The sequence below is a fragment of the Zoogloea sp. genome, from assembly GCF_023150065.1.
Lineage (GTDB): Bacteria > Pseudomonadota > Gammaproteobacteria > Burkholderiales > Rhodocyclaceae > Zoogloea.
In genome coordinates, this window is the sequence record NZ_JAKLLN010000010.1 from 138,962 (window position 1) to 155,612 (window position 16,651).

The following is a 16,651-nucleotide window of genomic DNA, read 5'->3' on the forward strand; positions in this document are numbered from 1 at the left end:
CTCGGCGGCGCGTGGCGCCGCAAGGGACGATAAAAACGCTAGATGCTATCATGGCCCATTCGTTCCTCCGTTTTCACAGTTCTCCGGAAATCAGCGCAATGCGGCAAGCCGAAATCTCCCGCGATACCCTCGAGACGAAGATCCGGGTCAGGCTCGACCTGGACGGCTCGGGCAAGAGCCAGCTCAACACCGGTATCGGTTTCTTCGACCACATGCTCGACCAGATCGCCCGCCATGGCTGCTTCGATATCGAGATCGAATGCGCCGGTGACCTGCACATTGATGGTCACCACACGGTCGAGGACGTGGGCATCGCCCTGGGCCAGGCCTTTGCGAAGGCTGTCGGCGATAAAAAGGGTCTGACCCGCTACGGCCATGCCTACGTGCCCCTGGATGAGGCGCTGTCCCGCGTGGTGGTGGATCTGTCCGGCCGGCCCGGCCTGGAGTTCGACATTCCCTTCTCCGCCGGCATGATCGGAGCTCTCGACACCCAGCTGGTGTACGAGTTCTTTCAGGGCTTCGTCAATCACGCCCTGGTGTCCCTGCACATCGACAACCTGAAGGGCCGCAACGCCCATCACCAGTGTGAGACCGCCTTCAAGGCCTTCGGCCGTGCCCTGCGCATGGCGACGACGCCCGATCCGCGCCAGGCCGGTGTGATTCCTTCCACCAAGGGGGCGCTATGAGCCGGGTCGCGATCATCGATTACGGCATGGGCAACCTGCGTTCGGTGGCCAAGGCCATCGAACATGTGGCCACCTCCGACACCGTGGTGGTCACTGCCGACCCGGCCGAGGTGTTGTCGGCTGACCGCGTGGTCTTCCCCGGCCAGGGCGCGATGCCCGACTGCATGCGCGAGCTCGACGCCCGTGGCCTGCGTCCGGCGGTGCTGGAAGCCGCGCGCAACAAGCCCTTCCTGGGGATCTGCATCGGTCAGCAGATGCTCTTCGAGCACAGCGAGGAGGGCAACGTGCCCGGCCTGGGCATCTTCAAGGGCGAAGTCCGGCGTTTTCCTGCCGAGCGCATGGTGGCCGCCGACGGCTCCCGCCTGAAGGTGCCGCACATGGGCTGGAACGAGGTGTGGCACAAGCAGGCCCACCCCCTGTGGGCCGGCATCGACGACGGCGCCCGTTTCTACTATGTGCACAGTTATTACGTGGACCCGGCCGACCCCGCCATCGTGGCGGCCTCCACCGATTACGGCATCCCCTTTACCGGGGCGGTAGCGCAGGCTAATATCTTCGCCATCCAATTCCACCCGGAAAAGAGCGCGCAAGCGGGCCTGCAACTCCTGTCGAACTTCATGTCCTGGAAGCCCTGAAGCCGTTCCTTTTCATCCCGTCGCCTCGTTTCAACTCCTCTACCGCCCTCTCCTATGCTGCTGATTCCCGCTATCGACCTCAAGGACGGTCACTGCGTGCGCCTGAAACAAGGCGAAATGGACGCCGCCACGGTCTTCTCCGAAGACCCCGGTGCGATGGCCCGACACTGGATCGACCAGGGCGCCCGGCGCCTGCATCTCGTTGATCTGAATGGCGCCTTTGCCGGCAAGCCGAAGAACGGCGCCGCCATCAAGGCCATCCTTGACGAAGTGGGCGAAGAGATCCCCGTGCAACTGGGTGGCGGTATCCGTGACCTCGACACCATCGAGCGTTATCTGGACGCCGGCCTTACCTACGTCATCATCGGCACCGCGGCGGTCAAGAACCCGGGCTTCCTGCATGACGCCTGCAGCGCTTTCCCCGGCCACATCATCGTCGGTCTGGATGCCAAGGATGGCAAGGTGGCTGTGGACGGCTGGTCCAAGCTGACCGGCCACGACGTGGTCGACCTGGCGAAGAAGTTCGAGGATTACGGCGTCGAAGGCGTGATCTACACCGACATCGGCCGCGACGGCATGCTCTCCGGCGTCAACGTCGAAGCCACCGTCCGCCTGGCCCAGGCTCTGCGCATCCCGGTCATCGCCAGTGGTGGCATCGCCGCCATCGGTGATGTGGAGGCCCTCTGCGCCGTCGAGGCCGAAGGCATTACGGGCGCCATCACCGGCCGTGCCATTTACGAGGGTACCCTCGACTTCGCTGCCGCCCAAGCGCGGGCCGACGAGCTTTCCGACTCCGACGACTGATCCCTTCATGCTCGCCAAGCGCATCATTCCCTGCCTCGACGTCAGCGCAGGCCGCGTCGTCAAGGGCGTCAATTTCGTCGAACTGCGGGATGCCGGTGATCCGGTCGAAGTTGCCCGCCGCTACGACGAGCAGGGCGCCGACGAGATCACCTTTCTCGACATCACCGCCAGCTCCGACGACCGCAACATCATCCTCCACGTGGTCGAGCAGGTGGCTGAGCAGGTCTTCATCCCGCTCACCGTCGGTGGTGGCGTACGCACTGTCGATGACGTGCGGCGCCTGCTCAACGCCGGGGCCGACAAGGTCAGCATCAACACCGCCGCGGTGAACAACCCCCAGGTGGTGGCCGACGCCTCCGGCAAGGTGGGCAGTCAGTGCATCGTCGTTGCCATCGACGCCAAGCAGGTGGCCCCCGGCAAGTGGGAGGTCTTCACCCATGGCGGGCGCAACCGCACCGGCCTCGACGCCATCGAATGGGCCCGCAAGGTCGAGTCCCTCGGTGCCGGCGAGATCCTGCTTACCAGCATGGACCGGGATGGCACCAAGAACGGTTTTGACCTGGGCCTGACCCGCGCCGTCTCCGACGCCGTGGCCATCCCCGTGATTGCCAGCGGTGGTGTGGGCAGCCTTGAGCACCTGGCCGACGGCGTCACGCAGGGCCGCGCCGACGCTGTTTTGGCCGCCAGCATCTTCCACTTCGGCGAGCACACCGTCCGCGAAGCCAAGGAGCTGATGCGGGCCCGGGGCATCGAGGTGCGCCTGTGAGCGCCGCGCCGAAGGATGCTGCCTGGCTGGACGAGCTGCTCTGGGACAAGGACGGCCTGATTCCGGCCATCGCCCAGGACGCCGCCACCGGCGACGTGCTGATGTTCGCCTGGATGAATCGTGATGCCCTGGCACGAACGGTTGAAACAGGCGAGGCGGTATATTTCTCGCGTTCCCGCGGCAAGCTGTGGCACAAGGGCGAAGAGTCCGGCCACACCCAGAAGGTCCGCGAGATCCGCATCGATTGTGACAACGACGTGGTGCTTCTGAAGATCGAGCAGGTGGGCGGGATCGCCTGCCATACCGGGCGACGCAGCTGCTTCTTCCAGAAATACCTCTCTGACGGCCGCTGGGCGGCGGTCGACCCGGTTCTCAAAGACCCGAAGGAAATCTACAAATGATCGATATCGAAGTGCTCCACCGCGTGTCCGAGACCCTTGCCTCGCGCAAGGATGCCGACCCCGAGTCGTCCTATGTGTCCGGCCTGTTCCACAAGGGCACCGACGCGATCTGCAAGAAGGTCGCCGAGGAAGCCGCCGAGACCATCATGGCCGCCAAGGACAAGGATCTGCTCCACGTGGTCTGGGAAGTCACCGACGTGTGGTTCCATACCCTGGTCCTGCTGCACCACTTCGGCCTGTCGGTGGACGACGTGCTCGCCGAGTTCCGCCGCCGTGAAGGCGTGTCGGGCATCGACGAGAAGAAGTCGCGGACTGCGGTTTAAGGAAATACGCCGATGCAGGATTGTCTGTTCTGCCGTATAGGTCGGGGTGAGATTCCCGCGAGCAAGGTGTACGATGATGAGCTCGTGATGGCCTTCAAGGACATCCAGCCCCAGCGTCCGGTCCACATACTGGTCATTCCCAAGAAGCACATCACTTCACTGGCCGAGGCCACCGAAGCCGATACCGAGGTGCTGGGGAGGATGCTGGTGGTTGCGAACCGGATTGCCGTCGATCAAGGCAGCACCGGAGGCTTTCGGTCCATCATCAACACCGGCCACATTGGCGGGCAGGAAGTCATGCATGTGCACATGCACATCGTAGGCGGGCAGGAGCCGGTCGGGCCGATGCTTAAACGGTAGTATCAAGGAGATTTGAATGGGTTCCTTCAGCATTTGGCACTGGCTGATCGTATTGGTGATCGTGATGCTGGTGTTCGGCACCAAGAAGCTGCGCAACATCGGGCAGGATCTGGGCGGTGCGGTGAAAGGCTTCAAGGACGGCATGAAAGAGGCCGATCAGGGCGGTGACGCCAGTCAGAAGATTACCAGCGGCAACGGCCAGACCATCGACGCCGAAGCCCGGGAAAAGAACAAGTCCTGATCCCGGACCCGCGGCAGGCGCGGAAGGGGGGCAGGTTTGCCCCTTTTTCGTTTCTGCCGCCCCGCCGTTCCGGCGTATTTCAACTTTAGGCGAAGCGGATGTTCGACATCGGTTTTTCGGAGCTCATGGTCATCGGGATCGTGGCACTGCTCGTGCTCGGTCCGGAGCGGCTGCCCAAGGTGGCGCGTACCACCGGGCACCTGCTGGGCCGCCTTCAGCGTTACGTGTCCGACGTGAAGTCGGACATCAACCGGGAGATGCAGCTCGACGAGCTGAAAAAGCTCCAGGAGGAGGCGCGCACGGCGGCGATGAATTTCGAGGGTACCGTGCGCAGCGAGGTGGCGAGCGTCGAAGGGGGTTTGTCTTCGTCGCTGCAGTCGGCCTCCTCGGCGGTGGCGGATCTGGAGAACAGCATCCGCAACCCGGCTGGTGAGCCCCAGGCTGCCACCGCGGACGCCGAGCACTCGGCCGCCCTCGACCGGCAGCTCGCAGAGGCTGACAGCCATGCCGGCCCGCCGGCCTTCGGCGAGGCCCAGTCCGCCCCTGAAGCCGCTCCCCAAGCCGCGGTACCGGATTCCCAGCTGGGCCTGAATTTCGATGCACCGGCGCCTGAAGCCCGGAAGACTCCCTCATGAGCGCCCAGGAAGACACCTTCATCTCCCATCTGGTCGAGCTGCGTGACCGCCTGCTGCGGGCGGTGGTGGCGGTGATCGTCATCTTTGCCGGGCTGATGCCCTGGGCGGGGGATATCTACGACATCCTGGCCCATCCGATGATGCAGGCCCTGCCCGAGGGTACGCGGATGATTGCCACCGGCGTGGTGACGCCCTTCTTCGTGCCCATGAAGGTCACCCTGATGGTGGCCTTCGTGATCGCCCTGCCTTATGTGCTGTACCAGGCCTGGTGCTTCATCTCCCCGGGGCTGTATGCCCACGAGAAGCGCCTCGGCCTGCCCCTGGTGGTGGGCAGTACAGTGCTGTTCCTGGCCGGCATGGCCTTTTGTTATTTCTTCGTGTTCGGGACGGTGTTCACCTTCATCGCCCAGTTCGCTCCCAAGAGCATCACCCCGGCGCCAGACATCGAACAGTACCTGTCTTTCGTGATGTCCATGTTCCTGGCCTTCGGCATCACCTTCGAAGTGCCGGTCATCGTGATCGTGCTGACCAAGCTGGGCATCGTCAATGTGGCCAAGCTGAAGGAGGCCCGGCCTTACGTGATCGTCGGCGCCTTCGTCATCGCCGCCGTGGTCACACCGCCGGACGTGGTGTCCCAGCTGATGCTGGCAATCCCCATGTGCCTGCTCTACGAGCTGGGGATCTTCCTGGCGCGCTTCGTGACCACGACCCGGGTCGAATCCGTGACGGAGTGAACTGCTCCGTGACAGGACAAAAAAGGGGAGCCGGCTGGCTCCCCTTTTTCATGAAGGTGGCAGGGGTCAGACGTTGAACAGGAAGTTCAGCCTTAAAAGTCCCGCTAATTATCTGCTTCGGCCTCTCCTCTTCCTGGTATGTACCCGGTTTTGTACCCGGTCTTGTCGCCGCTATTCGGTATGCCGCGCCGCCAGGAGCGCGCAAGCCCGCTTCACGCTCGCCGCCGAAATCCCGAAGTGCTCCGCCGTCGCCTTGATGCTGGCGGAGTTCTCGGCACGCCAGGCGATCACGGCCGCATCGTCAATGCTCTTCGACCGCCCCAGGTGCTTGCCTTCGGCCTTGGCCCGTTCAAGCCCGGCGAGCTGGCGGGCCTTGATGTTTTCCCGCTCCAGCTCGGCCACCGCTGCCAGCATGGTGAGCATCAGCTTGCCCGCCGGCGTCGCCAGGTCGAAGCCTTCCCGCATGGATACCACGGACACACCCTTTGCCTTCAGGGCTTCGACGGTGTTCAGCACATCCAGGGTGTTCCGTCCTAGTCGATCAATGGCCGCCACCACAACGACGTCACCGTCCCGGACATAGGCAAGGAGGGCGCCCAGGCCCGCCCGCTGGGTCGCGGCCACCGTCCCGGAGACGCCATCATCTGAGAACCACTTGCCCACCGCGTAGCGGGCCGAGATGGTCCGGCGTTGGTTCTCACAGGTTTGATCGTCGGTGGAGACGCGGGTGTAGGCAACGATGGCAGACATGACAGGCCTCTGTGTGGCTCAAAATGTATGGCTCATAAAATAGCCTGGCTCAAAATAAGAATCAACGATTTTGAGCTATGGTTCAGCTGGGCCTTTGTGGGTGGCTCAAAAGGTATAGATTTTGAGCTGCATGCCGAAACGAGAAAATCCAGAGTCGGTCTGAAAGAGTGAAGACGCCTGCACCAGAAAGCACAACGCCGGGAAATGCCCGGCGCTGCTGTGTGTTGCTTCCCTAGTCGGGCTGGCAGGTGCTGCTACCCCTGCAACGCCTTTACCGCTGCCCGCGGGTCATGCTGAAAGATCCGCAGCAATGCCCGGGCCGGGCCCGTGGGGCGGGTGCGGCGTTGCTCCCAGTTCTCGACGGTGCGGCGTGACACCCCCAACAGGGCTGCAAGTTCCTTTTGGGTCACGTCCGCCGCTTCACGAATGGCGTGCACATCGGGGTCGGGAACGGTCGTTACCTTCAGCCCCGGCACGTCCTCGCCGCGCATGTGGGCGGCCATTTCCTTGACGCCCTGCATGAGGGAGGCAAAGTCCTTTTCATTCATTGCGAAGCACCCCTTCAATCAGCTTTGCCAATTGCCGGGCCTGGTCGGGTGTCATGTCAAGGGGCGAACAACTCTTGAAGCACTTCCAGCACCTGCTGTAACTCCCCCTCCTGCACCGCGCCAAGCCGCTTCACCAATCGCAGTTTGTCCACCGCCCGAATCTGGTCAAGCAGCACCAGCCCGGACTTTTCATCAAACTCCACGGATATTCGGAACGGTGCCGAAAAACCTTTGCTGGTGAGCGGCGCAACCAGAGCGGTGCGCAAAGAGCCGTGAATCTCGAGCGGCGACACCACCAGGCACGGCCGCGTTTTTTTGATCTCGGCGCCAAGGGTTGGATCGAGCGAAACCAGCCACACGTCGCCCCGCTGCAGGGCGGGTTTCACCATTCCCACTCCCCGCTGTCTTCCTCGGGGAAGGTCACGGGCCATACCTCTTCGTCTTCCCCTCGTGCGGCGATCTCGGCCGCCGCCGCTGCCCAGCCGGCACGCGTCGCCCGCACGGGCGCAATCACCAGCCGCCCGGCCTCCACTGTCAGCTCTACCGCGTCCTGTATCTGGCATTCCGCCAGGAGTGCCGCGGGAATCAGCACTCCCCGCGAGTTCCCCACCTTGCGCACTGTCGTTCTCATGGCCGTCACCTCGTTAATAGTTATAACAAGGTTATACCGACAGGCCCACTACAGCAACCGGACGGCGGAAAATTTCCCCCATGCCCCCCGTGAAGGCACTGCCAAAACTGCCAAATTAAGAAAAGACAGTTTTGGCAGTACGGCCTTGGCGCACATGGGCAGAAATTCCCCTCAGTGCTGTACTGGCACAGCCTTGGGATTGGCCACATACAGGGTACGGGGCTTTGTCCTGGAGGGCTCCTGCCATTCCTCCAAGTGCCCCAACTCCACCAGCAGCCCGAGGCCTTCCGCCACACGCTTCTGATCGGCCAGCCCTGACCACCCCGGCCGCCATACGTCCCGGCTCCCGAACCCCTCCCGCACCAGATCCCCCTTCCTCACCCGCTCCAGGATCCGCCTGGCCGTATCCACCTCGCCCGACTGGGCCACCCCGTAACACCGCCGGGCATGCGTCTGCAGATACACGCTCCAGTGCAGCGCCCGCAGGGTGGAGGCGAAGCCCACCGGGCCGTGGTATCCATCCGCCAGGTGGAAGGCTAAGGCAAGGGCCGGCACCAGCTTGCGGTACTTGGCCAGGTGCGATTCAAGAGCCGGGTAGAGGTCGCCCGTGCGCAGCTCCGCCTCAAAGCCCGTGCGCCATTCGGTAAAGGCCTCGAGGGCTTCCGGGTCGAAGCGCAGGAAGGGCGGGCCGTCCGGGGCTTCCTGCTCGGCCCCACGGGCCAGGGGATCGAGGGCGTCCAGCTCCTCGAACACCTGGAAGGCCGCATCCTTGGCCGGGCCATCGGGGTAGCGGTCCACGTTCTTCCAGGCCCCACCGGTCTCGGGCCACACCAGCAGGCCGAAGCGGGCGAGCATGCCGTCATCTGATGCCCCACCCCGCATGGCGGCCCGCAGGTATTCGCCCAGGGGGCCGGGCTGGGCGCCGCCGATCACACCCAGGCACACCGCCGGCACGCGGCGGTGGCCTCGCCCGATGCGGTCGAAGGTCCATCCGTCCTTGCCGTTCCAGCCGGTCATGAGGAAGGCACGCAGCTCCGCGGCATCCTCCCTGTCCAGGCCAGCGAGCCAGCCGGGCAGCTCGTCCCGCACCACCAGCAGCCCACGGGGGTTCTCAATGAGCTTCTCGGCCAGGGCCTCCACGGTGGCGCTGGCCACGGTGTAGCGGCGCAGGATGGGGGCTTCGTCGGCATCGGGGCTCAGGAAGCTGGCCACGTCCACCAGGGCGTTCGGGTCTTTGCGCAAGGCCTTGGTGGCTTCGCTCTTGCGGGCTTCGGCCCGGGCCTTGGCGATTTCGCTTTCTGCCCGCCACTGGCCTTGCGCAGCGGTCCATTCCTCCAGGGCACGGGCCTCCAGGCGTACCAGCGGGGCCAGGGCCGCCATCATGGCCGGGCTTTTCATCATCCCCGGCCGGCCGACGATGCAGCCCCACAGGTTGGGAAACTCCTGCCAGTCGCTGCGGGCCTGGGGGCGGATGGCGCAGCGCCGCCCCACTAGGTTGCCCAGGGCGGCCACCATGGGCACCGCAACGAAGTCCGGCGGGCACTGCATGCGGTCGGCCACGTCTTGCACCCAGGGGCGCAGGCGCTCCGGGAGCATGGCGTAATCGAAGGGCGCCACCGGCGCCAGGCCCTCGGGCAGGGGCTGGGGATCGGGCCACGAGGCCACCGGCCAGGTGCGCGGGTCGCCCAGGGCCGGAGCCAGGGCGGCCCGCTCTTCGAGGCGGGCGGGCTCATAGGGTGGCGGGGCCTTCATGGCTGCACCTCCACCCCGCGGGCTTCGCTGATGATGAACTCGGCCACGGGCACCTTGCCCGGCCGCAGCAGGATCAAGCGCTTGGGGCGGGCCGCTACCAGTTCGGCCAGCAGATGGCGCAGGCGCTCCGGGTCGGGCGCCGGCAAGGTCACCACCAGCACCGACAGGGCCGCCAGGTAACGCCAGTCGAGCCGGCCGGGGTGGAAGTCCGGCGGGCAGCAGATGGCCGGCCCCAGGCCGGTGACCCGCCCCGCGGGCCAGCGGTCCAGATACACCGCCACCTGCCGCTGTGCCGGCACCAGATCCCGCGCCCGGGCGTCGGCCAGGTCGCGGGCATAGGCCGGCAGGCGCCGGCCCGGGGAGCAGCGCCAGAAGACGCGGGGGTCTGTCTGGGGCGCAGTCATGATGCCGGCCCCTCGGGCGCTGGAAACACCTCCCTTGCGAGACACAGGGCGCGCAGCAGTTTGCGCAAGGCCACCGCTTCGGGGTCGGGGCTGTCCAGGCGCCACCGGCCCTGGGTGAGCACCGCAGCGGCGGCTTCGGCCGCGGCGAACAGATCCGGGGCGGCGGCGATCAAGGCTTCGTTGGCATCCGCCTCGGAACAGTCGCCCCACGAGTACAGCTCGCAGATCGTGACGCGGCTGACACCTAGGCCGGCAGCGATGCTGCGGTGCCCGGCACGGCGCCAGGGGCCGGGGGTGAAGGTCGGGGCGGTCACATTAGCCCCCTTTCAGCGAAGCTCATGGGGCGGGCGGCACCACCCACGATGAAGTGATCGAGGACAGTGACATCGATCAAGGCAAGCGCGCTTTTCAGCGAGCTGGTAAGGGTGCGGTCGGCCGTGCTGGGCTCCGCCACACCGGAAGGGTGGTTATGCGCAAGGATGACGGCAGAGGCATTTAGCTCAATGCATCTTCTAATCACCTCACGCGGATAGACGCTGGTTTGGTTGAGCGTCCCAACGAATAGCGGTTCGCAAGATATGGCCCGGTTCTGCGAGTCCAAGAAGATGACGTAGAACACCTCCCGGGCTTCCTCGGCCAACTCTAAAACCAAGAAATCCCGGACCACCTTTGGGCTGTCGAAAGTCGCTCCAGGCTCACCCAGGCGCCGGGAAAGCACCTTTTTGGCGCGGGCAATCAGCCGGTCTTCACGGGTCATTGTGGCCGGGTCCATCACGCATCGGCTGATGGGGGAGGCGTAGAGCGCACTGGCTTCCCGCACCAGGTAGCGGCGTTGCAGCATGGAGACGGCTTCCGTCCCGCGGTGTGCTTTGGGTTGAGCTTTGGAGGTCATGCTGCAGCCCTCCACGCGAAAGCCAGGCGCCAAGCCAGCACGGGGCCGACCAGGGGGCGCAGGGCGCGGTAAAGCTGCAGGGAGAAAGCGGGGGATGCAGGCGCGTGCAGACGTCTGCACGCCAAGGCGAGTGTTGCCATGGTGTGATGCTCCTAGGATTCGGACTGAATCCGCTCACCGTCGCCAAACGGGGGGCGGGCCAAAGCGGGGTTGGCGAACCGGCATCCTAGGAACCGGCAGCCCGTGAGGGCTCCCCACCCGGCCCACCATAGAACAGGCGCACTACGGGTGCTACGGACGTAAAAAAAGCCGCGGGGCGGCAGTGTCCGCCTAGGAATGTTCGGGTCGCCAAACCCGGTCACCACTGTTTAGGTGACGGCCGCATGATGGGGGCGGCCGGGCGGCCACGTCAAGCCTTTGCGCGCGGCAACCGGGGGAAGAGAGCTCTACGCCAGTTTGCGCAGGCGGCGACTGAAGGCAGGGGAATGTTCCCACCGTTCCCACTATGTTGACTGAGAGTGGGAACAATCATATCTACTGGGAACCCGCGCCCCGCTTGGGTTTCGGAGATGTGTTCCCACTGTTCCCAGTGTTCCCGCTGTTTTCTGGCTAGCGGGGGCGGGAGTGATGCGGTTCAACCTGCCGCGGGCCTTGAATCCCTTGTGCGGCAAGGCGTGCAGTTGGCGCCCTGGTCCGTTGTCTTGGATCTTGTGCGCCAGGCTATGCAGGGGGCTGCAGGTGCCTGGATCGGGCCGGATCTTCTGAAAAAGAAGGAATCTGGATCATCGTCCGTAGCATGGGGTTTCCTCTTGACCCCCCCACCCCCTAGAAAATGTCCCCATAAAACTGGGATTAACCGTACGGTCCTGACGGGGCCAGGTGCTCGACTTTTGCCTACCCCCTCCTCTTGGGCCTGCCAAGAAAAAATCCCAAAACTCGCGCACGTGAAAATTTGGCTAACTGTCCGGTCCTGCGGCCAGGTCGGCCAAAGATTCACACCCCCCCTGGTGTGGTCACCAGAATGGATGCAGTGCCCAGGCCTGGCAGTCGGCTCCGTGATCGGCAGGCAGCTGGCGGAGGGGATGCCCAGGCCCGAAGGCGGGGGGCAGGTCGGGCCGGCCACCGCACAGCCCATCCGAGAGGCCAGGCCGGGCGAAGTGTTCGCAGTTCCGGCAAGTGTGTTCGCGGGGTGCTTTTACTGGCGCAGATGCTCCGGGAACCCCACCCCCACCCGGCGCGTTCAATGACGTATGACTTGAATTTTCATGTAGTCCCTTCCTTGTCCCTTCTAAAACGTCGGGAACACTGGGAACGTGGGAACACAAGACACTATTTTCTTTTGAATCAGCGTCTTGAGTGATGGATTCTGTTCCCACTCCCTGGCCCGTGTTCCCCCTGCCTTGATGGGAACAGGCCGATTCAAGGGCGGAATCGATGGTTTTGAGCCATTCATCCATGGTCGGCATCCCATTCGAGCACGCCAGGTTTAAGGCAGAACATCCAGCCGGAACCCTCGGCACCAGGCTCACGGACCTTCACTTGATGGCGGGTCTTCTGCCCGTCCTGTGTGGTCTGCAGCAGCTCCCGTTTGATCAACTCCCGTTCCACCTGCTTGGGGTCGAAGCCGTTGCACAGCTCCTCCCGGAAGACCGCCGGATAGACCAGGTACTCGAAGACGTGATCACGCTCGCTCAGCGATGCGGTTTCCCTGGTCGGGCGCCGCCAGCCGGCCCGGTTCATCGTCCGCGGGGCGTGGCTATCGACCACCGACGGCCGGCGCCAATCCTCCAGGCGGGTACCGGCATTGGCCTGAATCCAGGTCTGCACCTGCTCCACCATCTTGCGGGGCTCGCGGTTCTCTTCGCCCCCGTAGGCGGTCAGCCAGTCCTTGAACATGCGCATGGCGGCGGCGCCGGCCTCCCCGGTCCGCCATCCGGTGATGCCCCAGCGGGAGGCCAGCTCCCCGGCGTAGGCCACGGCGGCAAAGCGGGTGGCCGCCCGGATGGCCTGTCCGCCGGCCTTGTCGGTGAGGGCATGGCGCTCGAAGGTGGTGCGAAGAGCCTCAAACTCCCCAGGCAGGGCGCCCCGATGGGCGATCACCTGGCGGATGAACTCGGGCCAGGCGGTGCCGTAGTGTCGGGCTGCCCGCCCCTGAATGGCATCGGTGAATCGGGCGCCATCGGGCTGGCCGTGCAGGATCTCCCAGCAGCCAAAGCCCACCCCGGCATCCGCCGGAAGCTCGCAGAAGCGCACCTCCTGGCCGGCATAGGCCCGCTCCCCGTTCTCGGCCAGGAACTGGGTGAGGCCGAGTTCCCCGTTCGACTGGAACAGAAGGCTGAAGGAGGCGGTTTCCCGCAGTCCGCCAGCCGCCTGGCCCCGCCCCTTACCCTGCCCGCTGGCCAGCATGTAGGCGGCCTGGGCCACGTCCCGAGGGTTGCCGGCCTGCTTGAGCTCATCGAGGAGCAAGGGGGCGTCACAATGCCCGGCCGCCAGCCATTCCACGGCCGTACCGGTCTGCATCCAGGTGCGCCGGTATTCCTTGGGGCCGCACAGACTGGCGGCAGCGAACAGCAGGCCAGACTTGCCCAGGGACGAACCCCCCGACCAGTGAAAGCCCCCGGCCACGTTGGGATGCAGCCAGCACAGGGCGCCCGCAAAGGCGGCCGAGATAGCGAAGCACAGACGGGAGTTACCCACCGCTAGGGCAGCCACATTGCCCCGCCATTCGGCCAGGGTGCCGGCTTGCTTGAACTGTGCATGGCCGGCCCCGCTGCCCGCGTGCATCCACAGTTCGGCGCCCTCCGGGCTGATGGGGTCCAGGTCGCCCGGCAGCACGTAGGACCAACGGCCCGGCTCGATCACATCGTCGTGCCAGCCGATCCGGCTTGTGCAGCGGGCGCGGGCGGGCGGCCTGGAGCGGTTCACGTACATCTTGAGCAGCCCGCCCTTGTTGTCGCCGATGAACAGGCCGTGCGCCCGCAGCAGCTTTGCCAGGGCGGCCCCGTCGCCTTCGAGCATCTCATCGGGCACCAGCACCCGGCGGCGCCTACCGTCGTGGTCGCTGAAGGTGGCCAGGCGCTGCCAGCCCTCGCCCTTGGCGTCACGGACCATGTGGGTGATCTCCAGCGGGGCGCAGACGAACTGCTCGATCTGCTCCCAGCCCTCGCCCCGGCGCTCGACCTTCAGGCGATACACCCCCCGCCCCTCGGCGCCGTCGCGCAGCTCGAACAGATCACCACCAGGTGCAGACGTCTGCGCACCGGCTGCCTTGCCTTTGCCCTTGCTGGCCGGCTTTGCCTTGGGCTTGCGGGTGGGCTGTGACTCGGATTCGGGCTTGCTGGTGGTCTCGGAATCAGGAAGGTCCACCGGGGCCGATTCCGGGGCCGCTGGCGCGTGATCCGGGGTTTGGGTGGGGGTTGGTGCATCCTGGGGTAGATCTCCCGCTACAGGGCCGGGATTCTGGTCTGCGGCGTGCTCCAGGATCTGGCGCACCGCATCGAGCCCGCCCCCAGGGAGCTGATGGAGGTCGTTGAAGTCGGTCGCACTTTCCGGACGATCCGGCCCGAAGTCCGGCACGGCCACCCCGCCCCCCACTGCCCGTGCTGCTGCCTCGGCCTTGCTGCGGCCAGGGTTGCCCGGGGTGCGGTGATCATCGTCAGCACAGATCAGGATGGAGGCGGCGGGGTAGGTCTCACGCAGCACGTGGGCCACGGGTTCAAGCCCACCCGCATCGAAGGCCACGGCAACGGGCCAGCCGGTGGCCTGGTGGATGCTCGCGGCCGTGGCGTAGCCCTCGGCCACACACAGGGGCAGATCCGGGGTGATCTCGCCAATCAGATGGAACTTACCGGCCTTCTCGCCCCCGGGCAGAAAGTCCTTGTCGCGGCCGTCCACCTTGTCCTGGTAGATCGCCTGCAGGCTGTGCAGGGTGCCTGACGGGCTGCGCATGGGCACCATCAGCGCAGCAGGGATGCGCTCTTCCCGCCATTCACCGGGGCGTGCCTCCACCCACTTGGGCCAGGAGCCCACGCGCAGGCCATAGGCCGGCACACCCTTGCGGAGCAGGTAAGGAGTCGGTCCTGAAATATTCAACTAGCCGCCTCCAACCGCCGCCCCACCGGCCAAGAACGGTCGTCACTGAGCACCCGTCCGAGCATCCCGACCAGAAGCCAGAGCACAAAAAGGGCTTTCAGCCCCAGGCGTGCCACCGCCCGCATCAACCAGCGCAGGTTGTACCCGGCAGCACACAGCACCGGGTGCAGCACATCCCCTTCCGATCCCTTCAGCCAGTTCCGCCGTAGTCCGCAGTCGTCCTTCAGATGCCCGATCACCGGCTCAACCGCCTGACGGCGTTTGAGTAGTCGGCGCGCCTTGATGCTCAGGCTCTTGATCCGGCCGCGGTGGATGATCTCGACCCCCGGCACTTCAACACCCCGATAGCCCAGATCGACGATGGCGGTGCGGGGCTTCGGGGCGCCTTTGACGTCCTGCATCAGGATCGTCGCCTGCTCGATCTGCTCGGCGAGAGTATGGCCGTCGTAGGGATTGCCGGGAAAGGCCCGGGCGCCGACGATCAGGTTGCCTCTCTCGGTGGTGGCAATGCCCACCTTGACCCCGAATTCATAGGGCTGACGGGCTTTGCCCTTGCCGATGCACTCGACTTCCGGTGCGTGCAGGGCGTAGAGCTTGTTCTTGTCCTTGGGCTGCTGGGTGTGGATGCGCCGGGCTCGTTCGAGCCACAGGGTGGCCATCTCCTTGATGCCGTCGGCCATCTGCGGCAGGCGACGCTCCAGGTCCCGCATGACCCGGCCCAGGACCGTGCGTTGGCGCTTGAGCACCCGGCGCAGGCGCCGGTACTGTCTGGCGTGGGCGTAGCCACCGGCCCGCCGCCTGAGGCTGCGACCTTCCTTCTCAAAGGTCTGGCGCAGCACCACGCCAGACCGTTTGGCGATCAGCACCAGCTTGCGCCGGGCCACCTCGAGCAGCCGGCTGTCGGTGGGAAAGGCAATGGCCTTCTCCTGCACCGTGGTATCGACGATGACCCGCTCCAGGTCCTTCGGGGCGATGGCCTTCATCGAGACGGCGGCCTCGATGGTCTTGGCCAGGAGTTCCTCCACCCCCGCGTCCCCCAGCGCACGACGGAAGCGTGTCAGGCCACTCGGGTCGCAGGGCAGTCGGGTCTCGAAGTACTCGCCGCCGCAAAAGAACTGCCAATAGGGATTCTCCGCCCATCGTTGCACAACGCTCTCGTCGCTCTCGCCGAAGGCGTGCTTGAGGTACAGCAGCCCAACCATCAGCCGGATCGGAAGGCGTCGCCGCCCTGCCGGGCTCGTACCCGCTCCGGCCATCTGCAAGCTCGGGCCAAACAGATCCAGGCCTTCGATAGGACGCCCTTGGCGATCCTGACGGGCAAAGCACGGTGCCAGTGCCGATTCGATCTCGGCCCACGGCATGCGGGTTGCCAATACGGCCAGCGGGTGACGTAGGTCGATCATCGCATCGAGCCGGGCGCGGAAAAAGTCCGGAGTCGTCATCGCGAACCTGCACTCCCAATCTTCCAGAAAGTGAATGTGATTGCACTGGAAACTGGAGGATTCGGCAAGCCCTCAGAGGCCCTCAGCCCGCGTGGGGAAAGGGACGGCCTGATTGTTCAGGGCCGACTAACTAGGGCGAGTTCGGACGAGTCAAAGTGCCCGACCGCTCTCTGAAGTTGAAGTTGCCCCATTCCGTGGGCAGGTTGCGGCTTGAAACTCAAGCGCTCTGATAGTGTTCGATTGTCGTGGTCTGGGCGTTCTCCTTGTCGAAAGTGGTATTGCTCGAAGTTCATCGGAGAGCTGTATCTGAGGGCTGAACGGCGGCGGCGTGGGTTGCCCCAAATCTCTTCCTCGAAGGTCTCATTCCATGATGCCCAGGATTGCCACCCTCAGGGCGCGGTGCGCCGCCCTCGTCCTGGCGTTCCCGGCCCACGCCGGTACCCTGGTTTGCTTCGGTAAACTCTCCCAGGTCCAGACCGCCGCCTCCGGCGAGCTGCGCGTGCTGTCCGTAAGCCCCCGGCGATCCCCTCTTGACCGAGCCTCAGGCTGAATCCG

20 protein-coding genes are annotated in these 16,651 nt (G+C 65.1%); 10 read left to right on the forward strand and 10 right to left on the reverse strand.

Annotation, left to right across the window (positions count from 1 at the left end):
- Positions 1-98: 98 nt before the first annotated feature.
- The 10 genes from hisB to tatC all read left to right on the forward strand — a co-directional run bounded on the left by hisB (position 99) and on the right by tatC (position 5,585).
- On the forward strand, positions 99-686 hold the full coding sequence (hisB, locus tag L6Q67_RS13140; protein WP_296570019.1) for an imidazoleglycerol-phosphate dehydratase HisB: 588 nt from the start codon (positions 99-101) through the stop codon (positions 684-686).
- Positions 683-1,321 (forward strand): imidazole glycerol phosphate synthase subunit HisH, encoded by a 639-nt coding sequence (gene hisH, locus L6Q67_RS13145; protein ID WP_296570020.1) that lies wholly within the window; start codon positions 683-685, stop codon positions 1,319-1,321. Before hisB ends, hisH begins: the two co-directional genes overlap by 4 nt.
- 54 nt (positions 1,322-1,375) lie before the next feature.
- Positions 1,376-2,125 (forward strand): 1-(5-phosphoribosyl)-5-[(5-phosphoribosylamino)methylideneamino]imidazole-4-carboxamide isomerase, encoded by a 750-nt coding sequence (gene hisA, locus L6Q67_RS13150; RefSeq protein WP_296570022.1) that lies wholly within the window; start codon positions 1,376-1,378, stop codon positions 2,123-2,125.
- Between the two features lie 7 nt (positions 2,126-2,132).
- Positions 2,133-2,891, forward strand: coding sequence for an imidazole glycerol phosphate synthase subunit HisF (gene hisF / locus L6Q67_RS13155; protein ID WP_296570024.1), 759 nt, complete (start codon positions 2,133-2,135; stop codon positions 2,889-2,891).
- Positions 2,888-3,292, forward strand: coding sequence for a phosphoribosyl-AMP cyclohydrolase (hisI, locus tag L6Q67_RS13160; protein ID WP_296570026.1), 405 nt, complete (start codon positions 2,888-2,890; stop codon positions 3,290-3,292). The genes hisF and hisI overlap by 4 nt, the downstream gene beginning before the upstream one ends.
- On the forward strand, positions 3,289-3,615 hold the full coding sequence (locus L6Q67_RS13165) for a phosphoribosyl-ATP diphosphatase (RefSeq protein ID WP_296570028.1): 327 nt from the start codon (positions 3,289-3,291) through the stop codon (positions 3,613-3,615). The genes hisI and L6Q67_RS13165 overlap by 4 nt, the downstream gene beginning before the upstream one ends.
- A gap of 12 nt (positions 3,616-3,627) precedes the next feature.
- Entirely contained in the window at positions 3,628-3,975 is a 348-nt protein-coding gene (locus L6Q67_RS13170) for a histidine triad nucleotide-binding protein (protein ID WP_296570030.1), read from the forward strand.
- A 16-nt stretch (positions 3,976-3,991) separates the two neighbouring features.
- A complete protein-coding gene (tatA, locus tag L6Q67_RS13175; protein WP_296570032.1) occupies positions 3,992-4,216 on the forward strand; it encodes a Sec-independent protein translocase subunit TatA in 225 nt (74 codons plus the stop codon).
- Between the two features lie 98 nt (positions 4,217-4,314).
- Positions 4,315-4,851 carry a Sec-independent protein translocase protein TatB gene (gene tatB / locus L6Q67_RS13180; protein WP_296570034.1) on the forward strand — a complete coding sequence of 179 codons (537 nt, stop codon included), beginning with the start codon at positions 4,315-4,317 and terminating at the stop codon, positions 4,849-4,851.
- A complete protein-coding gene (gene tatC / locus L6Q67_RS13185; RefSeq protein WP_296570035.1) occupies positions 4,848-5,585 on the forward strand; it encodes a twin-arginine translocase subunit TatC in 738 nt (245 codons plus the stop codon). The genes tatB and tatC overlap by 4 nt, the downstream gene beginning before the upstream one ends.
- A 171-nt stretch (positions 5,586-5,756) precedes the next feature.
- On the opposite strand, the gene L6Q67_RS13190 is transcribed toward tatC, so the two are convergent.
- From L6Q67_RS13190 to L6Q67_RS13235, 10 genes are all read right to left on the reverse strand, one after another.
- The gene (locus tag L6Q67_RS13190; protein WP_296570037.1) at positions 5,757-6,335 is read right to left on the reverse strand and encodes a recombinase family protein; all 579 of its coding nucleotides are present in this window, start codon (positions 6,333-6,335) and stop codon (positions 5,757-5,759) included.
- Positions 6,336-6,589: 254 nt separating this feature from the next.
- Positions 6,590-6,883 carry a helix-turn-helix domain-containing protein gene (locus L6Q67_RS13195; RefSeq protein ID WP_296570039.1) on the reverse strand — a complete coding sequence of 98 codons (294 nt, stop codon included), beginning with the start codon at positions 6,881-6,883 and terminating at the stop codon, positions 6,590-6,592.
- A 56-nt stretch (positions 6,884-6,939) separates the two neighbouring features.
- On the reverse strand, positions 6,940-7,272 hold the full coding sequence (locus L6Q67_RS13200) for a type II toxin-antitoxin system PemK/MazF family toxin (RefSeq protein WP_296570041.1): 333 nt from the start codon (positions 7,270-7,272) through the stop codon (positions 6,940-6,942).
- Positions 7,266-7,514: a hypothetical protein gene (locus L6Q67_RS13205; RefSeq protein WP_296570043.1), complete on the reverse strand. Its 249-nt coding sequence runs from the start codon at positions 7,512-7,514 to the stop codon at positions 7,266-7,268. The genes L6Q67_RS13200 and L6Q67_RS13205 overlap by 7 nt, the downstream gene beginning before the upstream one ends.
- A 171-nt stretch (positions 7,515-7,685) precedes the next feature.
- Positions 7,686-9,266, reverse strand: coding sequence for a YfjI family protein (locus tag L6Q67_RS13210; RefSeq protein WP_296570045.1), 1,581 nt, complete (start codon positions 9,264-9,266; stop codon positions 7,686-7,688).
- Positions 9,263-9,670, reverse strand: a complete 408-nt coding sequence (locus L6Q67_RS13215; RefSeq protein WP_296570046.1) for a hypothetical protein — start codon at positions 9,668-9,670, stop codon at positions 9,263-9,265. The genes L6Q67_RS13210 and L6Q67_RS13215 overlap by 4 nt, the downstream gene beginning before the upstream one ends.
- Entirely contained in the window at positions 9,667-9,984 is a 318-nt protein-coding gene (locus tag L6Q67_RS13220; RefSeq protein ID WP_296570048.1) for a hypothetical protein, read from the reverse strand. The genes L6Q67_RS13215 and L6Q67_RS13220 overlap by 4 nt, the downstream gene beginning before the upstream one ends.
- Positions 9,981-10,442, reverse strand: a complete 462-nt coding sequence (gene radC, locus L6Q67_RS13225; protein WP_296570057.1) for a DNA repair protein RadC — start codon at positions 10,440-10,442, stop codon at positions 9,981-9,983. Before radC ends, L6Q67_RS13220 begins: the two co-directional genes overlap by 4 nt.
- 1,569 nt (positions 10,443-12,011) lie before the next feature.
- The gene (locus L6Q67_RS13230; RefSeq protein WP_296570051.1) at positions 12,012-14,654 is read right to left on the reverse strand and encodes a DUF927 domain-containing protein; all 2,643 of its coding nucleotides are present in this window, start codon (positions 14,652-14,654) and stop codon (positions 12,012-12,014) included.
- Entirely contained in the window at positions 14,651-16,096 is a 1,446-nt protein-coding gene (locus tag L6Q67_RS13235; RefSeq protein ID WP_296570053.1) for an IS5 family transposase, read from the reverse strand. The genes L6Q67_RS13230 and L6Q67_RS13235 overlap by 4 nt, the downstream gene beginning before the upstream one ends.
- Positions 16,097-16,651 lie beyond the last annotated feature (555 nt).

Excerpts from the sequence above, each read along its gene's own strand:
- hisB (WP_296570019.1), top strand. The coding sequence starts at position 99 with ATGCGGCAAGCCGAAATCTCCCGCGATACCCTCGAGACGAAGATCCGG.
- hisH (WP_296570020.1), top strand. The coding sequence starts at position 683 with ATGAGCCGGGTCGCGATCATCGATTACGGCATGGGCAACCTGCGTTCG.
- hisA (WP_296570022.1), top strand. The coding sequence starts at position 1,376 with ATGCTGCTGATTCCCGCTATCGACCTCAAGGACGGTCACTGCGTGCGC.
- hisF (WP_296570024.1), top strand. The coding sequence starts at position 2,133 with ATGCTCGCCAAGCGCATCATTCCCTGCCTCGACGTCAGCGCAGGCCGC.
- L6Q67_RS13165 (WP_296570028.1), top strand. The coding sequence starts at position 3,289 with ATGATCGATATCGAAGTGCTCCACCGCGTGTCCGAGACCCTTGCCTCG.
- L6Q67_RS13170 (WP_296570030.1), top strand. The coding sequence starts at position 3,628 with ATGCAGGATTGTCTGTTCTGCCGTATAGGTCGGGGTGAGATTCCCGCG.
- tatA (WP_296570032.1), top strand. The coding sequence starts at position 3,992 with ATGGGTTCCTTCAGCATTTGGCACTGGCTGATCGTATTGGTGATCGTG.
- tatB (WP_296570034.1), top strand. The coding sequence starts at position 4,315 with ATGTTCGACATCGGTTTTTCGGAGCTCATGGTCATCGGGATCGTGGCA.
- tatC (WP_296570035.1), top strand. The coding sequence starts at position 4,848 with ATGAGCGCCCAGGAAGACACCTTCATCTCCCATCTGGTCGAGCTGCGT.
- L6Q67_RS13190 (WP_296570037.1), bottom strand. The coding sequence starts at position 6,335 with ATGTCTGCCATCGTTGCCTACACCCGCGTCTCCACCGACGATCAAACC.
- L6Q67_RS13195 (WP_296570039.1), bottom strand. The coding sequence starts at position 6,883 with ATGAATGAAAAGGACTTTGCCTCCCTCATGCAGGGCGTCAAGGAAATG.
- L6Q67_RS13200 (WP_296570041.1), bottom strand. The coding sequence starts at position 7,272 with ATGGTGAAACCCGCCCTGCAGCGGGGCGACGTGTGGCTGGTTTCGCTC.
- L6Q67_RS13205 (WP_296570043.1), bottom strand. The coding sequence starts at position 7,514 with ATGAGAACGACAGTGCGCAAGGTGGGGAACTCGCGGGGAGTGCTGATT.
- L6Q67_RS13210 (WP_296570045.1), bottom strand. The coding sequence starts at position 9,266 with ATGAAGGCCCCGCCACCCTATGAGCCCGCCCGCCTCGAAGAGCGGGCC.
- L6Q67_RS13215 (WP_296570046.1), bottom strand. The coding sequence starts at position 9,670 with ATGACTGCGCCCCAGACAGACCCCCGCGTCTTCTGGCGCTGCTCCCCG.
- radC (WP_296570057.1), bottom strand. The coding sequence starts at position 10,442 with ATGGACCCGGCCACAATGACCCGTGAAGACCGGCTGATTGCCCGCGCC.
- L6Q67_RS13235 (WP_296570053.1), bottom strand. The coding sequence starts at position 16,096 with ATGACGACTCCGGACTTTTTCCGCGCCCGGCTCGATGCGATGATCGAC.